Origin of the sequence: Cohnella sp., from assembly GCF_041641335.1 — a bacterium.
Classification (GTDB): Bacteria; Bacillota; Bacilli; order Paenibacillales; family Paenibacillaceae; genus Cohnella.
Genome location: NZ_JBEPYQ010000013.1, coordinates 16,733 through 38,046 on the forward strand (window position 1 = coordinate 16,733; position 21,314 = coordinate 38,046).

At 58.9% G+C, this 21,314-nt stretch carries 14 protein-coding genes; 12 read left to right on the plus strand and 2 right to left on the minus strand.

The genetic code is table 11. The features are described 5' to 3' along the window. From ACESLM_RS06005 to ACESLM_RS06040, 8 genes are all read left to right on the plus strand, one after another. A partial coding sequence (locus tag ACESLM_RS06005; RefSeq protein WP_372630727.1) for a sensor histidine kinase occupies window positions 1-170 on the plus strand: 170 nt, incomplete at its 5' end. An 83-nt stretch (window positions 171-253) separates the two neighbouring features. Further along, a complete protein-coding gene (locus ACESLM_RS06010) occupies window positions 254-1,795 on the plus strand; it encodes an extracellular solute-binding protein (RefSeq protein ID WP_372630630.1) in 1,542 nt (513 codons plus the stop codon). A 92-nt stretch (window positions 1,796-1,887) separates the two neighbouring features. After that, entirely contained in the window at window positions 1,888-3,531 is a 1,644-nt protein-coding gene (locus ACESLM_RS06015; RefSeq protein WP_372630632.1) for a sulfatase family protein, read from the plus strand. A 66-nt stretch (window positions 3,532-3,597) separates the two neighbouring features. Next, window positions 3,598-4,548, plus strand: a complete 951-nt coding sequence (locus ACESLM_RS06020; RefSeq protein WP_372630634.1) for an ABC transporter permease — start codon at window positions 3,598-3,600, stop codon at window positions 4,546-4,548. A 1-nt stretch (window position 4,549) separates the two neighbouring features. Beyond that, window positions 4,550-5,422 carry a carbohydrate ABC transporter permease gene (locus ACESLM_RS06025; protein ID WP_372630636.1) on the plus strand — a complete coding sequence of 291 codons (873 nt, stop codon included), beginning with the start codon at window positions 4,550-4,552 and terminating at the stop codon, window positions 5,420-5,422. 17 nt (window positions 5,423-5,439) lie between these two features. Beyond that, window positions 5,440-6,876 (plus strand): sulfatase family protein, encoded by a 1,437-nt coding sequence (locus ACESLM_RS06030; protein ID WP_372630638.1) that lies wholly within the window; start codon window positions 5,440-5,442, stop codon window positions 6,874-6,876. Window positions 6,877-6,899: 23 nt separating this feature from the next. Next, entirely contained in the window at window positions 6,900-8,456 is a 1,557-nt protein-coding gene (locus ACESLM_RS06035) for a sulfatase family protein (protein ID WP_372630640.1), read from the plus strand. A gap of 25 nt (window positions 8,457-8,481) precedes the next feature. Next, window positions 8,482-9,957: a sulfatase gene (locus tag ACESLM_RS06040; RefSeq protein WP_372630642.1), complete on the plus strand. Its 1,476-nt coding sequence runs from the start codon at window positions 8,482-8,484 to the stop codon at window positions 9,955-9,957. Between the two features lie 193 nt (window positions 9,958-10,150). Here ACESLM_RS06040 and ACESLM_RS06045 read toward each other — a convergent pair whose 3' ends face one another. Together ACESLM_RS06045 and pgmB are read right to left on the minus strand one after the other, a co-directional pair. Next, the gene (locus ACESLM_RS06045; RefSeq protein ID WP_372630644.1) at window positions 10,151-11,857 is read right to left on the minus strand and encodes a glycoside hydrolase family 3 protein; all 1,707 of its coding nucleotides are present in this window, start codon (window positions 11,855-11,857) and stop codon (window positions 10,151-10,153) included. A gap of 12 nt (window positions 11,858-11,869) precedes the next feature. Next, window positions 11,870-12,520, minus strand: coding sequence for a beta-phosphoglucomutase (gene pgmB / locus ACESLM_RS06050; protein WP_372630646.1), 651 nt, complete (start codon window positions 12,518-12,520; stop codon window positions 11,870-11,872). A gap of 115 nt (window positions 12,521-12,635) precedes the next feature. Here pgmB and ACESLM_RS06055 point away from each other — a divergent pair, with 115 nt between their 5' ends. From ACESLM_RS06055 to ACESLM_RS06070, 4 genes are all read left to right on the plus strand, one after another. Continuing rightward, window positions 12,636-13,889 (plus strand): helix-turn-helix domain-containing protein, encoded by a 1,254-nt coding sequence (locus tag ACESLM_RS06055; RefSeq protein ID WP_372630648.1) that lies wholly within the window; start codon window positions 12,636-12,638, stop codon window positions 13,887-13,889. A 92-nt stretch (window positions 13,890-13,981) separates the two neighbouring features. After that, a complete protein-coding gene (locus tag ACESLM_RS06060) occupies window positions 13,982-15,640 on the plus strand; it encodes a hypothetical protein (protein ID WP_372630650.1) in 1,659 nt (552 codons plus the stop codon). A gap of 340 nt (window positions 15,641-15,980) precedes the next feature. Further along, window positions 15,981-18,878 carry a family 78 glycoside hydrolase catalytic domain gene (locus ACESLM_RS06065; RefSeq protein ID WP_372630652.1) on the plus strand — a complete coding sequence of 966 codons (2,898 nt, stop codon included), beginning with the start codon at window positions 15,981-15,983 and terminating at the stop codon, window positions 18,876-18,878. A gap of 44 nt (window positions 18,879-18,922) precedes the next feature. Continuing rightward, complete coding sequence (locus ACESLM_RS06070) at window positions 18,923-21,256, plus strand: glycoside hydrolase family 3 protein (protein ID WP_372630654.1); 2,334 nt, start codon at window positions 18,923-18,925, stop codon at window positions 21,254-21,256. Window positions 21,257-21,314: the final 58 nt, after the last annotated feature.

The window sequence follows — 21,314 nt, forward strand, 5'->3', positions numbered from 1 at the left end:
ACGACTACGTTCAGTCGGACTCCCTCGGAATCGCCAACGTGCATGCCCGGCTGCTGTTGAAATACGGGGAAGGCTACGGCTTGCAGCTCTCTTCGTTCCATGAGCGGGGAACCGTTGTCGTTGTTCGGATCCCGATCCGCTTCAGCGAAGAAACGTCCCCTGCAGGATAACAAATCAGAGAATTGTGTAAAGCGCTTTCAACAGAAATTGATATGATTAAGGGCGTATCCACATACACGAAAGGGGTTTGCCGATGAAAAAGATGTTTTCGACCGGTTGCGTTCTCCTGCTGCTGGCAAGTGTCGTTCTGGGCTGCGCCAGCTCAAGCAAAGGGGCGGGAGAAGCGACTGCAGGGGGGACGGGCACGGCCCAGACAGGCGGTGCGGGAGGAGGCGCCGACGGCCTGAGCGAAAAGCTGGACATTACCTGGATGGTGCGCGCCTTCCAGGGCGGGGGCTGGTCCGAGGATCATCCAATGATTCAGGCGCTTAACGAGAAATTCAACGTCAATCTGAAAATCCAATGGGTGCCCGCGGCCAATTACCAGGAGAAGCTGAACGTCATGGCGGCCTCGAACGATTTCCCGGATGCGTTCTATGTGCTCTACAACGAATACAACAAATGGAAAAAGCAAGGGCTGTTCATGGATATTCTGCCGGTGCTGGAACAATACCCGAATCTGGCCGCGATTCCGCAGGAGGCGTTGCGGAAGTTGAATCCCCAGGACCGCATGTTCGGACTGCCGTTCTACCTGACGGAAGCGAGAGACAGCTTATCCATTCGCGAAGATTGGCTGAAGAAGCTCGATCTGGAGATGCCGACGAACCTGGACGAGCTGTTTGTCGTGGCCAAAGCGTTCGCCACTCAGGATCCGGATGGAAACAAACAGCACGATACGACGGGAATCTCCTTCTATATCGATTCGGCGACGAACCGAATCATGGAAGCCGAACACATTATGGCAGGCTTCGGGCTGGCCAACCTATGGTTCGAGCAGGACGGCAAGCTGATGCCTTACCAGACGCAGACGGAAGAGTGGAAGAGCTTCCTGGCCTACATGAACAAAGCGTATGTCGAGGGCGTACTGGATAAGGACTTTGCCGTTAACAAGATCAGAGCCGTGCTCGAGAAGTTCGAAGGCAATAAGATCGGGATTTCGTATTTGAATCCGAACCAATGGAACGAGAGTATTGACAAGGTTACGCGTCTTGACCCGAATGCCGTCGTCACGCCGATCGAGCCGCCCGCAGGTCCGACGGGCTTAACAGGCACGTGGACGCTGCCGATGCTGGATAAATTCGCGATCAATGGCCATATCGACGACAAGAAGCAGCAGCGGATTCTGATGATTCTCGACTACTTCCTGTCTCCGGAAGGCTCGGATTTCATCAAACACGGCATCGAAGGCGTGCACTACAATAAAGTTTCCGAAGACCGGTACGAGAAGCTAGAAGCGGCGGACAAGGACCGTCAAAACCTGCTCAACAACTGGGTGTATCGCCCGTTCGATCCCGGCATTCAGATGTACAAGTGGGAGGATACGGCGAAACACGAAATGATTCGGGGCATGTTCGCGACCAATGAAAAGCACAAGTGGAATAACCCGGCTGCCGGACTGGAATCCGATACGATGAACAAGAGCGGCGCCAATCTGGATATGAAATTCATGGAAGCGGCCACGAAGATCATCATGGGACAGCTTCCGGTCGACGCGATCGAGCAAGCGTCGGCGGATTGGCTTGCGGGCGGAGGCAACAAAATCATCGAAGAAATCAACGCATCCTATAACGGCTAGTCTTGATTAACGGCCCCCTTCAGGAAATCACCGGGACTCCATGTGATTCCTGTCGGGGGATTTATTTCTTTACGGAAAAGGAATGAACGTACATGCAGAAGCCTAACGTACTATGGATTTCGTTGGAGGACACGAGCCCAAGGTTCGGGTGCTACGGGGACGAGCTGGCGAGAACTCCGAATATCGATGCGTTCGCCGAACAAGGCAGGCTATACCGCAACGCGTTCGCCGTAGCGGGAGTATGCTCGCCCAGTCGCTCCGCCGTCATCACGGGGATGTACCCGACTTCGATCGGCGCGCATCATATGCGAACGGAGCATGTCAACCCGTTCACGCCGGAGCTGCCGACGCCCTACGCCGTCGTGCCGCCTCCTTATGTGAAAGCGTTCACGGAATATTTGCGAGCGGAGGGCTATTACTGCACGAATAACTTCAAAACCGACTATCAATTTCCTTCCCCCCTTACGGCTTGGGACGAAGACGGCAGGCACGCTCATTGGCGGCACCGCGAGCCGGGGCAGCCGTTCTTCGCCGTCTTTAATCATATGCTGACGCACGAAAGCGCGATGTGGGGCAATCTGATGCGCAAATACGCGGGAGAGGATTCGTCGTCCGACGTCGAGGCGAAAACCGATCCGAACGACGTGAAGCTGCCGCCGTATCTTCCGGATACGCCGGAGTCCCGCGCATCCTTGGCCAAGTATTACGACCTGATCGAAGAGGCGGACGCTTTCGTCGGCAAGCTGCTGGCCGAGGTGGAGGAGGACGGGTTGGCGGAGAATACGATCGTGTTTTTGTGGAGCGATCACGGCGAAGGCTTGCCCCGCGCCAAGCGCTGGCCGTACGACGCCGGAATTCGCGTTCCGCTGATCGTCCGGGCGCCGGGTCTCGTCGAGCCGGGGCGGACTAGCGACGAGCTGGTCAGTCTGATCGATCTGGCTCCTACCGTACTGACGCTGACCGGTACGTCGCTTCCTTGCCATCTTCAAGGCCGGCCGTTTCTGGGCGGCGAGGCGAAGCCTCGGGAGCTGGTGTTCGCCACTCGAGACCGGTACGACGAAGCCTACGACATGGTCAGAGCCGTTCGCGACCGGCGCTTCAAGTATATTCGCAATTATTATCCCGGCTCCCCTTATCTGCAATGGGTCAAATTCAGCCACAACCATCCGATGTTTCGGGAGCTATGGCGATTGGAGCTGGAGGGGCGGCTTGAGGAGGAGCAGAGGCTCTTGATGCGGGGGCGACCGCCCGAAGAACTGTACGATTGCGAGCGCGATCCGTTCGAGACGAACAATTTGGCGTCCGATCCCGATTGCCGCGAACCGTTGGAACGGCTGCGCGGGGCGCTGGACGCCTGGAGGAACGAGTATGACGTCTGGGGCGACGTACCGGAAGCGGAAATGGTCGAGCGCATGTGGCCGGGAGGAAAGCAGCCCCGGACGGCCGCGCCGCTTTTCGTGCCCCTTGGCCGCTCAAGCTTGGGCATCGAGCCGCAGTCGGAGGGCGTATTCGCGGAGCCGACCGCAATCATGCTGCATTCGGCGACGCAGGGCGCGTCCATCGCCTATAAGACGGACGGAGGAGACGAGCCGCGCTGGAAGCTGTATACTTCCCCTATCGTTCTGGCTCCGGGACGGCTGGTTATTCGCGCCAAGGCGGTTCGCATCGGATACCGGGACAGCGAAGAAACGTCCGGCGTCTTCGAGGTCAGGATTACAAATCAGACGATCGGATAACGACACTCCTGCGCTTCCCCGGTAAGATGAATGGCGAGATTAATCCATTGTACAGGGGGAGCGACGATGCGGCAGGAAGCAGGATTAAACGTTTCGCGGGTCGGCGGACGCAGGGGCGAAGCGTGGAAGGAATGGAGAAGAGGTTTTCCGCTCTACCTCATGATTCTTCCGGGTTTGTTGTTTTTCCTTATTTTTCGCTACATTCCCATGGGGGGAATCCTTATCGCGTTTCAGGATTTCAATCCGTTCGGCGGATTCTTCAAGAGCGAATGGGTAGGATTCGCGCATTTCGCGCGGTTGTTCGGGGAGCCGGATTTCTGGTCGCTGCTGCGCAACACGATGGTATTAAGCGCCTTGAATCTGTTTTTATTTTTCCCGGCCCCGATCTTAATCGCCGTGGTGCTGAACGAAGTGAGGCGGCAGTGGTTTCGCAAAGTCGTTCAGACGGTCATCTACATGCCGCACTTTCTGTCCTGGGTCGTCGTCGTCGGGATTACGGTCATCCTCTTCTCGACGCAGGAAGGCGCGGTAAACAAAGCTTTGGTCAATTCGGGGATGTCGCCCCTGGAGGTGATGACCGATCCGGACTTTTTCCGGTGGACGTACTTGATCCAGAACATCTGGAAGGAGGCGGGCTGGAACGCCATCATCTTCCTGGCGGCGCTGGCTTCGATCAATCCGACCTTGTACGAGGCCGCAGTCGTCGACGGAGCCAACCGTTGGAGGCAAATCTGGCATGTCACCTTGCCCGCGCTGCGTTCTGTCATTATTATTCTCTTCATCCTCAGACTCGGGCACGTCATGGATATCGGTTTCGAGCATATCTATCTCATGCAAAACTCGCTCAACTTATCCGTGTCGGATGTCTTCGATACGTACGTGTATCGGACAGGCGTGCTGCAAGGCGAATTCAGCTACACGACGGCCGTCGGGCTGTTCAAATCCTGCGTCGGACTGGTATTGATCATCCTTGCGAACAAGCTGTCCAAGAAATTCGGCGAAGAGGGGGTTTACTGACATGCGAACGAAATACGATCTGCGCGGGAAGGATCCCCTATTTACCGGAATCGTTTACTTGATTTTGATCGCCGCTTTGGTCTGCCTGCTCTTTCCGTTCCTCTATGTCGTCTCCAGCTCGTTCGCAACGGAGCACGAGATTCTGAATCGCGGCTTCTTCCTTTTGCCGAAGGAATGGACCATCGAAGCGTACGGTTACTTGCTGAGCAACGCCAACTTTCTTGGCGCGTTTGAAAACTCCGTCGTCATTACGGTGTGCGGGACGGCGATCAACATCGTGCTGACCAGTCTGATGGCTTACGGCTTGTCCAAGACCTGGCTGAAAGGACGCCGCCTGCTGAATTTTCTGGTGCTGTTCACGATGATTTTCTCCGGCGGCATTATTCCGACGTATCTGGTCATTCGGGAGCTGGGGCTGATCAACAGCTATTGGGCGTTGTATCTGAACATGGCGATTGCCCCGTTTAATCTGATCGTGATGCGGAGCTTCTTTCAGAGCATTCCGAACGAGCTGGAGGAAGCCGCGCGCATCGACGGCTGCTCGGAGCTGAGGCTGTTCCTCAGAATCATCATTCCGCTGTCTATGCCGTCCATCGCGACGTTTACGCTTTTTTACGCGGTGTTTAACTGGAATACGTATTTTTACGCCATCTTGTTCATCAACGACTCGGCGGATTGGCCGCTCCAGGTGTACTTGCGGCAGATGCTCGTCGTATCGTCGTCAGGGATGGAGGCCGAATCCGGAGATTTCCGCTATACGCCGGCGGTCAAGATGGCGGCCGTCATCATTACCGCGCTGCCTCTGCTGGTCGTCTATCCGTTCTTGCAGAAGCATTTTAATAAAGGCATGATGCTAGGTTCGGTAAAAGGGTAAAGGGGGAAGGACGGATCTTGAGCAAACCGGATATTCTTGTCTTCCTGTCGGATCAGCACCACGCGAACTACGCCGGCTATATGGGGCATGGCCTTGTGCGGACGCCCCACCTGGACCGCCTTGCGGCCGACGGAACGGCGATGAACAACGCTTATACGGCCGCGCCGCAGTGCGTGCCTGCAAGAGCGTCGATGCTGACCGGGCGGCTGCCGGAGAAGACGGGGATCTATACGAACGACGGAGCCATTGGAAGCGCGCAGACGACTTTCCTGCACAGCCTTGCCGCCGAAGGCTACGAGACCGTGCTTTGCGGGAGGATGCACTTTCTGGGCGAAGATCAGCGTCACGGCTTCACCAAGCGGATTATGGGCGAGATGACGCCGCTGTTCTGGGGACGGTACGGAAAGGCCCGAAGCGACCTGGGCCCGTACGCGGGAACAATGGCGAATCGGAGCTTGAAAATCGTCGGGGGAGGCGACTCCCCCGTGCTGGCGTACGACCGGGCAGTCGTCCGGGCCGCGCTCGACTATTTGAGCCGGGATCACGAAAAGCCGCAATGCATCGTGGTGGGCACCTACGGCCCGCATCATACGTTCGTCGCGCCGCCGGACAGCTATTCCTACTATAAGAAGCGGGTGGATATCCCGGCGTCCTTCCGGGCGGACAGCGCCAACCCGATCCTCGCGCAGCTCCGACAGGACGGGCTCCACGAGGAGACGCTGCTGAAGGTGCGGGCCGCTTATTTCGGCATGATCGAGACGATCGACGGACAGCTCGGCCAAGTCCGGGAGGCTTGGGAAGGCTATTTGCGGCGGAGGGAACGCCAAGGGGCGTTCGTGTATTTGTCCGATCACGGCGAACAGGCAGGAGAGCACGGTCTGATCGGCAAGCGGACCTTCTACGAAGGCTCGGTAAAAATTCCGATGATCTTCGCCGGGGACGGCGTGACGGCCGGACGCACGCTGTCGCAGCCGGTCAGCATGCTTGACGTGGGGCCGACGCTTTGCGATCTGGCCGGGGCGGCCGCTCCCCCGCCAAGATGCGAAGGCCGAAGCTTGCGTCCCCAGTTGTCCGGCGGGGAAGAGGATCGCGAGCGGATGGTCGTAAGCGAAACGATATTCCGCTACGAGGGTCGTCTAATTCCGGCGCGCATGCTGCGGCAGGGGAGATGGAAGTACGTCGCCTACGCTTATCACGAAGAGCATAACCAGTTGTTCGACTTGCAGGCGGATCCGTCCGAGCTGCGGAATGTTCGTAGCGAGGAGCGTCCGGTCGAGCAAGCTTTTCTGGAGCATCTGCGAAGCACTTGGGATATCGAAGCGATTGTAGAAAAACAGGAAGAGCTGGCCGAGCATTACGCGCTGCTGGGCAGATGGGGAAGCGCGGTCGACGTGCCCGAGCCCGAACGATGGGCGGTGCCGCCGGAAGCGACAAAGCTTCCGGTTATCGAATAGTCAGACGAGGAGGAACGACCGAGATGAGAATATTGTTTTTGGATCTAGATTCTACGAACCCGACGCATCTGGGATGCTACGGGTATCACCGCAACACTTCGCCCAATATCGACCGAATCGCTTCCCAGGGGGTGCGGTTCGCCAACTACTATACCTCGGACGCGCCATGCGCCCCGTCCCGTACGGCGTTGATGAGCGGACAGTTCGGCATTCGCAACGGCCTGGTCGGGCACGGCGGCACGGCCGGGGACATGAAGCCGGAAGGCTCCGGGCGGCAACTGATGGGCCGGCTTTCGCGAGGGGATTCTCTGCCCTCCTATCTTCAATTGATGGCCGATATGAACACCGCGCTGATCAGTCCGTTCGCCCAGCGCCATTCGACCTTCAACTTCTATGCAGGCTTTAATGAAATCATGAACACCGGCCGTTACGGCAACGAGTCGGCCGAAGAGGTGACGCCGGTCGCGCTGGATTGGATTCGCCGCAAGGCCAAGGAGAACGATTGGTTCCTGTACGTCAATTATTGGGACCCCCATACGCCGCTCCGCGTCCCGGACGAATACGGCAATCCGTTCGAGAACGATCCGCTGCCGGGATGGTTCGACGAATCGGTCATCGAGCGCCACCGTCAGCAGGTGGGATCGCACTCGGCGCAAGAGCTGACGATCGACTTCGTGAATTCAACGTATACGAACGAGACCAGCCCGCAGTTCCCCAGACAGCTGGGCGAGATCAAGGATATGAAGGACTTGCGCACTCTGATCGACAATTACGATTGCGGCATCCGGTATATGGACGAACATCTCGGTCGGTTGTTCGCCGCGTTAGAAGAGGAGGGAGTGATGGACGATGTGGTCATTATCATCTCCGCGGACCATGGGGAGAACAACGGTCAGCTCGGCATTTACGCCGAGCATGCGACCGCCGATCACGGCACTTGCCGGCTGCCGATGATCGTTCGCTGGCCGGGGATGCGGCAGGGAGCGGTCGACGAAGGACTCCATTACCATCTCGATCTGCTGCCGACGTTGGCGGAAATGATGGGGCTGAAACCGATGGCGAGCTGGGACGGGGAAAGCTATGCCGCAGCGTTAAAAGAGGGAGCCGACTGCGGCCGCGAATATCTCGTCGTATCGCAATGCGCGCATGTCGTGCAGCGAAGCGTCCGGTTCGGAGACTGGATCTATATTCGAACGTATCATGACGGCTTCCATCTGTTCGACAAGGAAATGCTCTTCAATCTGGCGGAAGATCCGCATGAACAGCGCAACGTAGCGGAAGAACGCAGAGAGGTATGCCTGCAGGCGGTCTATTATTTGAATGAATGGCATGAAGAGAGGATGCTCCGTTCGGGGGACGACCGGGACCCGCTCTGGACGGTGATGAAGGAAGGCGGGCCGTTCCACGCGAGAGGATATTTAAAAAATTACTTACCGCGACTGCAGGCGACCGGTCGTTCGGAGCAGGCCGAGGCGCTGCGGCTGAAGCACCCCCGGGAATTGTCGGCGACGGAGACGGACTCTGCAGCGGAAGAAGCGCAGCGGAAGCTCCGCTCCAAAATGAATCATCTGAAAAGGTGATCTCAGCGCGAAAGGGGAGAGCAGTTTGAAAGCGATCGTCGTTTTGCTGGACACGCTGAACCGCCGCATGCTCCAAGCCTATAACCCCGATACCTTTGTAAAGGCGCCCAATCTGGCGAGGCTGGCGGAGAAATGCGTCGTTTTCGATCAGCATTGGGCCGGCTCCCTGCCCTGCATGCCTGCGCGCCGGGACATCCTGACCGGTCGTCCGGACTTTCTGGAGAGAGGCTGGGGCGGGCTGGAGCCGTTCGATGAGACGCTGCCGGAGAAGCTGAGGGAAGGACGGATATTCTCCCATATCGTGACCGATCACTATCACTACTTCGGGACGGGCGGAGAGAATTACTGCCAGGCGTTCGATTCGTGGGATTTGCACCGCGGACAAGAATCCGATCCTTGGATATCGCGCGTACGGCCGCAGAATCCAGCGGAAGAGATCTATGGCCAAACCCGGCCGCAATACGAGAAAAATCGGACCGTTTGGCGGGAGGAAGCCGACTATCCGGGTCCGAGGACGATGCAAGCGGCTTGCCGCTGGCTGGAGGACAATCGGGAGGCCGACCGGTTTTTTCTGATGGTGGAGGCCTTCGATCCGCACGAGCCGTTCGATACGCCGCAGACCTACCTGGACCTGTACGGGGACGATTACACCGGTCCCCGCTATACCTGGCCGAGGTACGGCCGCGCGACCGACTCGCCGGAGGCCGCCCTGCATCTTCAACGGCGCTATGCGGCGAAGGTGACGATGATCGATCGCTGGCTGGGCGAGCTGCTGGATAAAATGGACGAGCTCGGGATGTGGGACGATACGCTGGTCGTCTTGACGACGGACCACGGTTTTCTTCTTGGCGAGCACGGGATGACCGGCAAAAACGTCATGCACGTCTACAACGAGATCGCGCATTTGCCGCTTATGCTGCACGTGCCGGGCGTGCCTGCGGAAGGGAGACGAATAGGCGCGCTGACGCAAAATATGGACCTCATGCCTACCCTGCTGGATTATTTCGGACTGGACATTCCTTCCCGGGTAAGAGGACGGTCGCTTCTGCCCATCGCTCGGGGAGAAAAGAAACGCCTAAGAGACTATGCCTTGTTCGGCATGTTCGGAATGACGGTCAACCTGACGGACGGCCGATATACCTATTTGCGAGCCCCCGTTCGCGAAGACAATACGCCCTGCTATGCGTACACGGCCATGCCGACGAAATTCAAGGGCTATTACGGCAAAGAGGACCCCGCCGGCATAGAGACGGGAAGATTTCTGCCCTACACGGAGTATCCCGTCTTTCGATTCCCGGTCAGCCGCGAAGGGACGCCGTACTCGCTGCTCGAGCATGTTCGGGAATCCCGGTTATACGATATGGATACCGATTACGGGCAGCAAGCGCCGATTGCCGATGCGGGGCTTGAAGCGGGCTATGCCTGGAAGCTTGCGCAGGCGATGAAGGACTGTGAGGCGCCGGTCGAGCAATTCGAGCGATTGGGGCTGTCCCATAAGTAAAAAGAGTCGTACTCAATGGGTGATCGATAGAGAATGTTATCGTGCATGTATCTCCTTACGATGCTATACGATCCTGAAATGGGAACGGTAAACCCGTCACAAGGTGATTTCAGGACCGTATGAGGCGTCTCCAGGAGATACATGCACTTTTTCTTAATCGATCATCTTGTACGACCGTACTAGCCGAAGGCGATCAGAGACGCGTATCCCACATTCCGCAGAAGGCGTCGACGGGGCTCGAGCCTTTGAACTCGGAGCGGCCCATCAGCTTGTCGATCAAGGCGTTCAAGACGTTGTCGTTCGAGTTGTAGGCGTTGATGTAGGTTTTTACTCTGGGCACATCCAGCAGATGGTAAGGGTTTTCGACGGACATAAACAGGGTAGGCACGCTGCTCATGTAGACCGGAACGTTGGCGCCCATCGGCTGCTTCCATTCGATGCGGACGACGGTCTGGTTGCTCTTGGTCGTCATGTTGGCGAGATAGACGATCAGATCGTATTTTCCGACGACGTCGCTTTGCGGCGCAAGCATGCCTTCGAAGCCCGGCCTCGGCTCGAAACGGTCGACCTCGAAGCCTTCGGCCTTCAGCTTGTTCATGACCATTTCGGCCACGCCGGCCCTGACGGAATAGGCGTAGCCTTCCGCGGCTTCGATGTCATAGTAGAGCACTCGCTTGTACTTCTCGGGAGTGATCGGCAGCACGCCGGCTTCTTCTTTTACGAGCGTCACGGCTTTGTCCGCGCATTCCTTGGACCATTCCCGGTGCTCCTTGGCGCCGACGATCGTTTTCGCCTTCTCCAGGGAGGGGATCAGGGTTCCGTCCCGCTGCTTCCGATAAAGCTGCAGGGCGGCTTTCAGTCCAAGGATTCTGGTTAGCGCGTCATTCAGCCGCTCCTGCGTCACGATGCCGTTTTGCACGCCCTGTTTCATATATTCGTAATCCTCTTCCAGGCTGCGGGTGAACAGGAACATATCGCACCCGGCGGCGATCGCTTGCGGAACGGCCTGGCTGCGGGGCATCGGGATCATCATGCCGGCCATCGTGGAGGCATCGGTCACGACAAGTCCGTTAAAGCCAAGTTTTTCTCTCAGCAGCGTGGTCGTTAACTCGTAGGCTAGAGAAGCGGGAAGAATGTCTTCGTCCCGGATGTCCGGAACGAGCCGCTTGCTGTAGGCCGGCTGCAAAATATGGCCCACCATGACGGTCATCGCGCCGTTGCGGATGCAGTCCCGATACGCTCTGCCGTAAGTCCGGTCCCATTCCTCGACCCCGAGCGAGTTGACGGACGCGACGAGGTGCTGGTCGCGCTCGTCCACTCCGTCTCCGGGGAAATGCTTGATGGAGGCGGCGACGCCGTGCTCTTGAACGCCCTTTACGTACTGCACGCCCATCCGGCGCACGCGGTTGGGGTCGGAGCCGAAGGTGCGCGTATTCGTGATCGGATTGCGGAAGTTGTAATCGATGTCGATAATCGGGGCGAACGACCAGTTGGCGCCGACCGCGGAGCCTTCGCGCCCGCATACGACGCCGAGCTTGTACGCCATGTCGTCGTCGTCCGTGGCGGCAACCTGCATAACCGAGCCGATCGTCGTACCTTCCTCGACGATTCCCGATCCGCCCTTCTCCAGATTGGCCGCGATCAGCATCGGAATCCTGGAATAGGTTTGCAGCGTCGCGACCGATCGTATCGTCTCCTCCATCGGCATCGGCCGGCACATCAGTCCGCCTGCCTTGTACGTATCGGCCAGTCTCTTTAAATAGTCATGGTCGCTGGAGTAGCCGATCAGACAGAACAGTTGGCCGATTTTCTCCTCCTCCGTCATGCCGGCCAGCGTGTCGTTCACCCAAGCGATGTCCTCGTCCGAAAGGTAAAACGGCTTTGCCTTCAAATCTACCATTGCGCTCAACTCCTAGAAAAGTAATTGATGAATAACCGTCTTTGCATCCAACGAAGCCAGATCGGGCGCGGACAGATCGGCCTTGGGATGACGGGCGGCCGAGCCGACGGCCAACGATTTCATCTGCGCGGCGGCCGCCGCCTCGATTCCCGCATCGGCGTCCTCGACGACCAGGCAAGCGGAAGGCGGAATGCCCATGCGGCGCGCGGCCAGCAGAAAGACTTCCGGGTCCGGCTTGCTGTTGACGATGTCGTTGCCGTCGGCAATGGCGTCGAAGGCGTTCAGCAGGCCGATTTTATACAGGATCGCTTTGGCGTTTTTGCTGGAGGACCCGATCGCCGAGAGAATGCCCTGCGACTTCAGGGCGTACAGCCATGCCGGGACGCCGGGCAAAATGTGCGAGGGCGAAAGTTGCTCAAGAAGCTCGCGGTAATACCGGTTTTTCCGCTCCGCGAGCGCCGCCCTGTCCTCCATGGAATAAGTTCGGGAAGCTCCGCCCAAAATGATGTCCAGGCTTTCCATGCGGCTGACCCCTCGCAGCTTCTCATTCACGTCTCTATCGAACGGAATGCCTTCCTCCTCCGCCAAACGCAGCCAGGCTTGGTAATGGTATTCGTCCGTCGACACGATGACGCCGTCCAGATCGAAGATAACCGCTTTCATTTGCCGTCTCACATCCTTTCTTTTGGAATGGCAACTTTAATATAGTTGAAAATCCCGTAAAATGATTGGATGACACTTGGTTATTTGTACAAAGAACGCAGAGGAGGGATTAAGGATGCTGGCCCATCGCCCGGAGCAGTTGGAGTCCGTATTTCACCTGATACACGAAACGCTTCAGCTTCCGCTTTGTTTTCTCGACCCGCAGGGGGGAGTGAAGCTTACGATTCCGTATCGCCCGCTCGGCAGCTTTGCGTATCCGGAGACCGCTCAGCTATTGGAGCAGCTGCGATGGAACGAGGTCGGCGAAGCTTGTCCGGCCATTCGCGTGCTTGCCCATACCGAAACCTATATTCTCGTCAAGCTTGCGTATGAGGGCGGCTCGCTCGGCACCCTCGTTGCCGGTCCGATAATCCAGATCGAGCCGACCGCGGCGGCCGTCGACCGGTTTCTCGCGGAACGGCGCATACCGCGGGGGAGGCGGTACGAGGCCTTGCGCTATTACGCCCGGTTGCCGGTAAAGACGTACGAGAAAATCCGGCAAACCGCGCTGCTTCTGCACTATTTGGCCTATGGGGAAAGAATGGACGTCGAGACGCTTGCTCAAGGGAACGGAGGCGACGCTGCCGGCGATCCGGAGGCGACCGTCGGGCAGAGTCTGTCTGAAAATCGGCAGAAGGAGTTTTATCACCATTCGTTCGCCGTTCAGGCCGCGATATTCGATAGCGTCCGGGAAGGGGACGCGGAGAGGCTGACCAAGGCGCTGAACGCGTCCATGGACGGGGAGCGGGGAATTTTGTGCAAGGAAAATCCGTTAAGGAATCAGAAAAACTTCGCGATATGCGGAGCGGCGCTCGCGACGAGGTCGGCGATCGAAGGAGGGCTGGATTCGGAGGTGGCCTTTACGCTCAGCGACCGCTACATTCAGCAGTTTGAAAACGTCGCCGACATCAACCGGGTGGCAAGCCTGCATCACCGGATGCTTCTCGAGTTCACGGAGCTCGTCCATCAGGTTCGAAGCTCGAAGCTCTCTTACGCTGTCAAACAGTGCCGGGCGTATATCGCGGCCCGTCTGCTGCAGGAGATCGACTACGAGCTGCTGGCCCGGCGTCTGAACCTGAACAAGCACTATTTGTCCGAGCTTTTCAAGCGGGAAACGAAGCTGACGATCGGCGAATATATCCAGAAGGAACGGATCGAAGAGGCCAAAAGGCTGCTTCGCGGCACCGACCGTACGATGCTGGATATCGCGCAGACGCTTCGGTTTTACGACCAGAGCCATTTCACGCGCACGTTCAGGAAGTGGTGCGGAGCGACGCCAAAGCAGTACCGTGTGCTTGCCGGTCAAAATGAAAGCGCTCGGTTGAAATAGCCCCCGGCGGAGCGATTCAGCTTTGTCTTCCATCCAACATTAGGCAAAGCTCGCTCGTCTAATCAGATATCAACGTCATATGGAGTGATATCATGAAATTGAGGCTACTGTTTGTTGCCGCTGCGATTCTATTGTCGGGCTCTGCCTGCAATCACGCGGCGGAGCGGGGAAATCAAGCCGACGCGGAGGCGATCGAAAGCTCCGAGGCCGCGCATACGGCGAATGCCGTCGCCGCGCCGCCTGCCGAAAGCGGTCACGCCGTCACGGAGGGAGACGTACCGCTGCGCTGGGAGAACTACTCGAATTCGGACTCGGTTCGGCTGCTGGCGGGGGGATTAAAGCAGGCGGAACGGATTGTGAAGGAAACAAGCGTGTACGCGGCGGACGGCTTCCGCGAACCGAAAATTGTCGTCTATGTCCGCAAGAACGATACGGACAATCTCTACGGAGCCTTGGTAAACGGGGACAAATCTTACGATCTTGGGGCGGTTGCGGGATATGCTTATGCCGGGGACGATCCCGTGACGGTTCGCAACCTGTGGTTATTCGGGAAAGAGGTCGTCAAAATCCAGGGCTCCGTCGGAGCGGCCGCTTCGATCAGCCGTTACTTCGAGCTCGTCGGCGACGTTCCTAAGCCGCTGCTGACCGTGGCGGACGGACATGCTTCGGAGGCGGACGTCGATCATGACGGATGGCCGGAGGTCGTATCGAGCTCGGGGACGAGTCCCTATACGGTGGTGTACCGGTGGCGCGACGGTCGGATCGAGCGCTGCGCGCTCAACGATGCGCTGAAGGCCGAAGCCGTCTACTTTAACGACGAGGGAGCGGTTACGGCCGCGTTCGGGCAGGATCAGTCCCAGCTGCGGCTGTATTGGCTGGAGGAGAAGGGCTTAACGTATTTTCAGTCGTACTCGCTGAAGGAACGAGATTCCGAACTTTTCACTGCGATCCCCTATACGAGAGAGGAAGCGCTGCGCATCCGAGAGCAGGCCGACGGCGCGCGCGTGTACGAGCCGTATGTCCCGCGCAAAGGCCTGGCGAGCGATTACGTCGTGGATGCGAAGAAGGCAGGGGACGGAACGTTAAAGCTGACGTTCCCGCACTTCGCGATCTACCAGTCCAGGACGGACCTGCGGCCGCTGGATCAAGGAGAAGTCGTCGGCGATAAGCGGTATTTTCCCGATTTTACGGCGGTATGGATTCCGCTTCCCGACAGCGAAGCGAGCGGCAGCTGGTATTTCGCGCGCGGATCGACCTATTTTTCTATCAGCACGGCCAAGTCCGTCAGCAAGGATGAGCTGCTGTTCGTCGCCGCTTCGCTGATTCCTCTGGATGAGCTGAGGCTGCCCGACGGAACCGTTCCGGCCGCCGACCTGCCGCCGCAAATCACGCGGGAGTATCTGTTCGCTCTGAAAGCGGTGAACGAGTTTGCGTCCGCGTGGGCTCGTCGCGATCCGGACGCAGGGCTTCAATGGGTAAGCGAAGAGTGGAAAGCGGGGAAAAAAGCGGAGGAGCTGGACGCATACTTCCGCGGGACGTCTAATCCTCACCATCTGACCTTCGAATTGTCCGGCAAGCGCCGGGTCGACGAGCGTACGTATTTGTTCAGCCTGAGGCTGTACGAATACTATACCGCTCAGCCGGATTCCGTTCTCGGATTCCCGGCGGATTACGGCCGGGGCTGGACCGTCGAGGCGGTCAGAGTCGGGGAAAACGAGTGGGGAGAGGGCGTCTGGAGAGTGAACCCTTAGCGCGGCGCGCTTGAAGTCGATCGATGAAGGATTGACCGGATCTTCGAGAGGCGTCTGCTTCAACCGGATGTCTAGACCGGACTGACCGGAAACCGCGTGCCATGCAGAAAGAAGAGAATATGGCACGACGAGAAAAGCGCCTCGCGATGGGCTAAGGACAATGATCCGTTCATGTCCCCGTCCTGCGAGGCGCTTAATCGCGTTCCGGACTTCGTTATGCGAGCTCCGGCAAATCTGTCGTGAAAACCAAACATTTGGTCGGCAAATCGAAAGCGCCCAGGAGCGGCCTGTCGGTACAATGGAAGCAGGGATTCACGATTGAACAAGCGGAGGCGATCAGATGAGTTCATTAACGATATACGGCTTAACGGCGGAATACCGGCAGCGGCTGCTGGGAACGGGCGAGAAGCGTCCGAGGATCAGTTGGAAGCTGCAGTCCGACCGCCAAGGAACCGTTCAGGAGGCTTACCGGATTCAGGTGGCCGTCGGGCAAGCGAATTTCGAAGCGCCGCTGTGGGACAGCGGGCGTATCGTTTCGCACGAATCGGTATTAATTCCGTATGAAGGACCGAAAACGTTGTCCCGAACGCGTTACTATTACCGTGTCAAAGCTTGGGATTGCTTTGGCCGGGAGTCCGAATGGAGCGAGGCGGACTGGTGGGAGACGGCTTTGTTGTCCGCCGGGGAGTGGGCGGCGAAGTGGATTACTCCCGATTCGAGGGCGATCGAACCGGCGGCCGGGCCGGCTTTCCTGCTCCGCCGATCGTTCGAGCTGAGCCGCGGGGATATCGTGTCGGCGCGGATTTACGCGACGGCCCTGGGCGTCTACGAGCTCATCTTGAACGGCAGCAAAGTCGGGGACGACGAGCTTGCCCCGGGCTGGACGAGCTATGACAAGCGACTGCAATATCAGACGTACGACGTGACGGAACTCGTTCGCGAAGGCGGGAACGCGCTCGGAGCGATGGTCGCCAACGGCTGGTACAAGGGGCGGCTTGGCTGGGAGAACAAATCCAACCATTACGGCGACAGAAGAGCCGTTCTCGTGCAAATGCATATTCGATATCGGGATGGCACGGAGACGGTCATCGTCAGCGACGAAGCGTGGAAGACGGAGACGGGCCCGGTGCTGTTCTCCGAGCTGTACGACGGGGAAACCTACGATGCCCGCCGCGAATGGAAGGGTTGGAGCGAGCCGGGCTTCAATGACTCTTCGTGGAGCGCGGCGGAGAAGCTCGATTTGACGTATTCCCGGCTGGTCGCGCAGGAGAACGTGCCGACTCGAGTTACGGAAACGTTGACGCCGGTGTCTGCAATTCGGACCCCGGAGGGAGATACCGTTCTCGACATGGGACAAAATATGGTCGGACGGATTCGCTTGAAGGTCCGAGCCCCGGCGGGCGCGGAGATCCGATTAATACACGCCGAAGTGCTGGACAAAAACGGCAACTTCTACATGGGTAATATCCGTACCGCCAAGCAGACCGTAACTTATATCGCGAAGGGCGAGGATTTGGAATCGTACGCTCCCCATTTCTCGTTCCAGGGGTTCCGTTACGTCAAGGTGGAGGGGTTCCCCGGACAGGAAGATGGACTGCCTTTGGAGGCTTTCGCGGGCGAAGTGATCCACTCCGACATGCACAATACCGGCCTGTTCGAATGTTCCGACGAAATGGTGAACCAACTGCAGCGGAACATCGCGTGGGGGCAGCGCGGCAACTTCCTCGACGTGCCGACGGACTGTCCGCAGCGCGACGAGCGTCTCGGCTGGACCGGAGACGCCCAGGTATTCGCGGCGACCGCCTTGTTCAACTACAATGTCGCACCGTTCTTCGCCAAGTGGCTGCGGGATTTGAAGGCCGACCAGCTGCCGGACGGCGGCGTTCCGTTCGTCGTTCCGAACATTCTGCAGGGCTACAATTCGGCGGCTTGGGGCGACGCGGCGACGGTCGTTCCCTGGGCGCTGTACGCCAGCTATGGAGATAAGCGGATTGTGGCCGAACAATACGACAGCATGAAGGGCTGGGTCGATTACATTTGCAGCCAAGGAGAACGCGAGCATATTTGGGACACGGGCTTCCACTTCGGCGACTGGCTGGCTTTGGATGCCAAGGAAGGCAGCTACATGGGAGCCACTCCGCCCCATATGGTGACGGCGGCTTATTTCGCCCTCTCCGCCCGCATCGTCCGGGATGCCGCCCGCTTGCTGGAATACGAGGAGGATGCGGCTTATTACGGCGAACTGGCCGAGCGGATCGCCGCGGCGTACCGCGACGAGTTCATCACGCCGAACGGGCGGGTCGCCGCCCAGACGCAGACGGCCCACGTTCTCGCGCTCGTCTTCGACCTCGTCGAAGCGAAGGACCGCCAGCGGATCGCCCTCGACTTGAACGAGATGATCGTCGATAACGACTACCATCTGACGACCGGGTTCGTCGGCACCCCGTACCTGTGTTTCGCGCTCTCCGACAACGGCTATCACGATACTGCGGTCAAGCTGCTGCTGCAGCAAACGTACCCGTCCTGGCTGTATTCCGTCTCCAAGGGCGCGACCACGATCTGGGAGCATTGGGACGGCATCAAGCCCGACGGCTCGTTCTGGAGCGACGACATGAACTCCTTCAATCATTACGCTTACGGCGCTGTCGGCGATTGGATGTACCGCAGAGTCGCCGGGCTTGCGCCGGACGAGGAACGTCCGGGCTATAAGCGAATTCGGGTGGAGCCCGATTACACGGGCGGAAGGCTGAGCCATGCCCGCGTTTCCTACGAGTCGATGTACGGCACGGTGGAGGCGGGATGGGCATTCATAGTCGACCGGATCGAACTGAAGGCGACGATTCCGGCCAACGCCGGTGCTTCCATCTTGCTGCGCGGAGCGGCTGCCGATCAAGTGCGCTGCGGCGAAGCGAGCCTGGCGGACGCCGAAGGCATCGTCTCCGTCCGTCAAGAAGAGGACGGCGTCCGGGTCGAAGCGGGTTCCGGGGCGTATACGTTCACGTATGAGAGACCTCAGCTCTCTTATCGCGTCTATCGTCCCGATATGCGTCTGGGGGAACTGGCGCAATGGGAAGCCGCCAAACGGATTCTGGACCGCCACGCGCCCGGATTCGCCGACAGCTTGGGCTACATGGCTAAGCTGCCGCTGGCGGCTGCCGCGAACAATCCGATGGGCGGCGGCATCGCGCAGGAGCAGTTCGACGCCATCATCGGGGAATTGCTGTCGCTGCGGGAGTAGTCCGTCTGTCTGCGAAAACGAAAAAACTGCCGGAGGGGAAACGAATGGAGAAGGCGAGCAGGCAAGCGGCGATACGATACGTGCATAACGGGCAAGGCCCCGTGCTGGGCTATTCCGAAGCTTCGGGGGTTCGGATTCTATACGAGGACGGCTTCGGCTTCAAAGATCTGAACAAGGACGGCAAGCTCGATCCGTACGAGGATTGGAGGCTGCCGCCGGAAGAGAGGGCCAAGGATCTCGCGTCCAAAATGTCAATCGAGCAGATCGCCGGGCTGATGCTGTACAGCAGCCACCAGGCGATTCCCGGCAACATGGGCTGGTTCCCGGCCACGTACGCAGGCGGCAAAAACTTCGCCGATAGCGGAGCGGCTCCGGGCGACTTGTCCGACCAGCAGCTCGCGTTTCTGGCGCACGACCATATCCGCCATATTCTGGTCACCCGCGTTCAAAGTCCGGAGGTCGCGGCGAGCTGGAACAATAACGTGCAGGCGTTCGCCGAGAGCATCGGCCTGGGAATCCCGGTCAACAACAGCTCAGACCCTCGCCATAGCTCCGATACGTCGAAGGAATTCAACGCGGGAGCGGGCGGCGCGATTTCCATGTGGCCGGAAAGCATGGGACTGGCCGCCACGTTCCAGCCGGAGATTGCCCGGGAATTCGGCGAGATCGCCTCGCGGGAATACCGCGCGCTCGGACTGGCCACGGCGCTGTCGCCGCAGTCGGATCTGGCCACGGACCCGCGCTGGTTCCGCTTCGGCATGACATTCGGCGAAGATCCGAGGCTTGCCGCGGATATGACGCGGGCGTACATCGACGGCTTCCAGACGTCGGAGGGGGAGGCCGAAATCGCGGACGGCTGGGGCTGCGACAGCGTAAACGCGATGGTGAAGCATTGGCCGGGCGGCGGCACGGGAGAAGCGGGGAGGGACGCTCATTTCGGCTACGGCAAGTATGCGGTGTACCCGGGCGGCAACTTCGAGGAGCACCTGCTTCCCTTCACGGAAGGGGCGTTCCGTCTGGAAGGCAAAACCGGCCAAGCTTCTGCCGTCATGCCCTATTACACCATTTCCGTGGATCAGGACCGGAAGAACGGGGAGAACGTCGGCAATGCTTACAACGCTTATCTCATCGACGATCTGCTGCGCGGAAAATACGGCTACGACGGCGTCGTCTGCACGGACTGGGGAATTACCGACGACGAAGGAGAGGACATAACGCGGCTGTTCCCGGGCGGACGCTGCTGGGGTGTGGAGGAAGGCTATACGGCCGCCGAACGCCATTACAAGCTGCTGATGGCGGGCGTGGACCAGTTCGGCGGCAACAACGACGCCGAACCCGTCATCGAGGCTTACCGCATCGGCGTTCGGGAGCATGGAGAAGCGTTCATGCGCAACCGCTTCGAACAGTCGGCGGTACGGCTGCTGAAGAATATGTTCCGTCTCGGGCTGTTCGAGAATCCTTATCTGGACGTCGAGCGAAGCGCCGCCATAGTCGGATCCCCTGCCTTCATGGAGGCCGGCTTTCGGGCGCAATTGCAATCGGTCGTGATGCTCAAGAACGACGGGGTATTGCCGCAGCGGGAGCGGAAAAAGGTGTACATCCCCATGCGGAGGCTACCGGCCGGCACCGATTGGATGGGTAATCCCGTTCCGCCTTCGGAGGAGCTTCCAATCAACCCGGACGTGGTGCGGAAGTATTTCGATATCGCCGATCGGCCGGAGGACGCCGACTTCGCGCTCGTATGCATCGAAAGCCCCCGCTCGACGAAAGGATACAGCAAAGCCGACGCGGCGGCCGGCGGCAACGGCTACGTGCCGATCAGCCTGCAATACCGGCCATATACGGCGGAGCATGCCCGAGACGCCAGCCTCGCCGGCGATTCGCGGGACGTGCTGAACCGTTCCTACAAAGGCAAGACGGTAACCGTGTCGAACGAAGGCGATCTGGATACCGTATTGGTGACGAAGGAGCGAATGAACGGCAAGCCGGTCGTCGTCTCTATTCTGCTCTCGAACCCGGCCGTCGCGGCGGAATTCGAACCTTCGGCTGACGCGATTGTCGCGCACTTCGGCGTGCAGGACCAGGCGCTGCTCGAAATTGTCTCGGGCCGTCACGAACCGCAGGCGCTGCTCCCGTTCCAGATGCCGGCGAACATGGAGACCGTGGAGAAGCAGCGCGAAGACGTGCCTCACGACATGAACGTATACGTCGATTCGGCCGGCCATCGCTACGACTTCGCCTTCGGCATGAACTGGAGCGGCGTCATCCGGGACGCCCGGACGGATAAATACGCGCGAAAGAGCGGAGGCTTCCATAGAAGAGGCGGATCGGGCGAGGGAGGAGATGGCGGCAGGAGGCAGCAACAGGCGGTTAAGTAAGAAAGGGCGGACGGCAGCAACAGGCAGTCTAGCGAGGAAGGACGAAGGCGTCAATAGG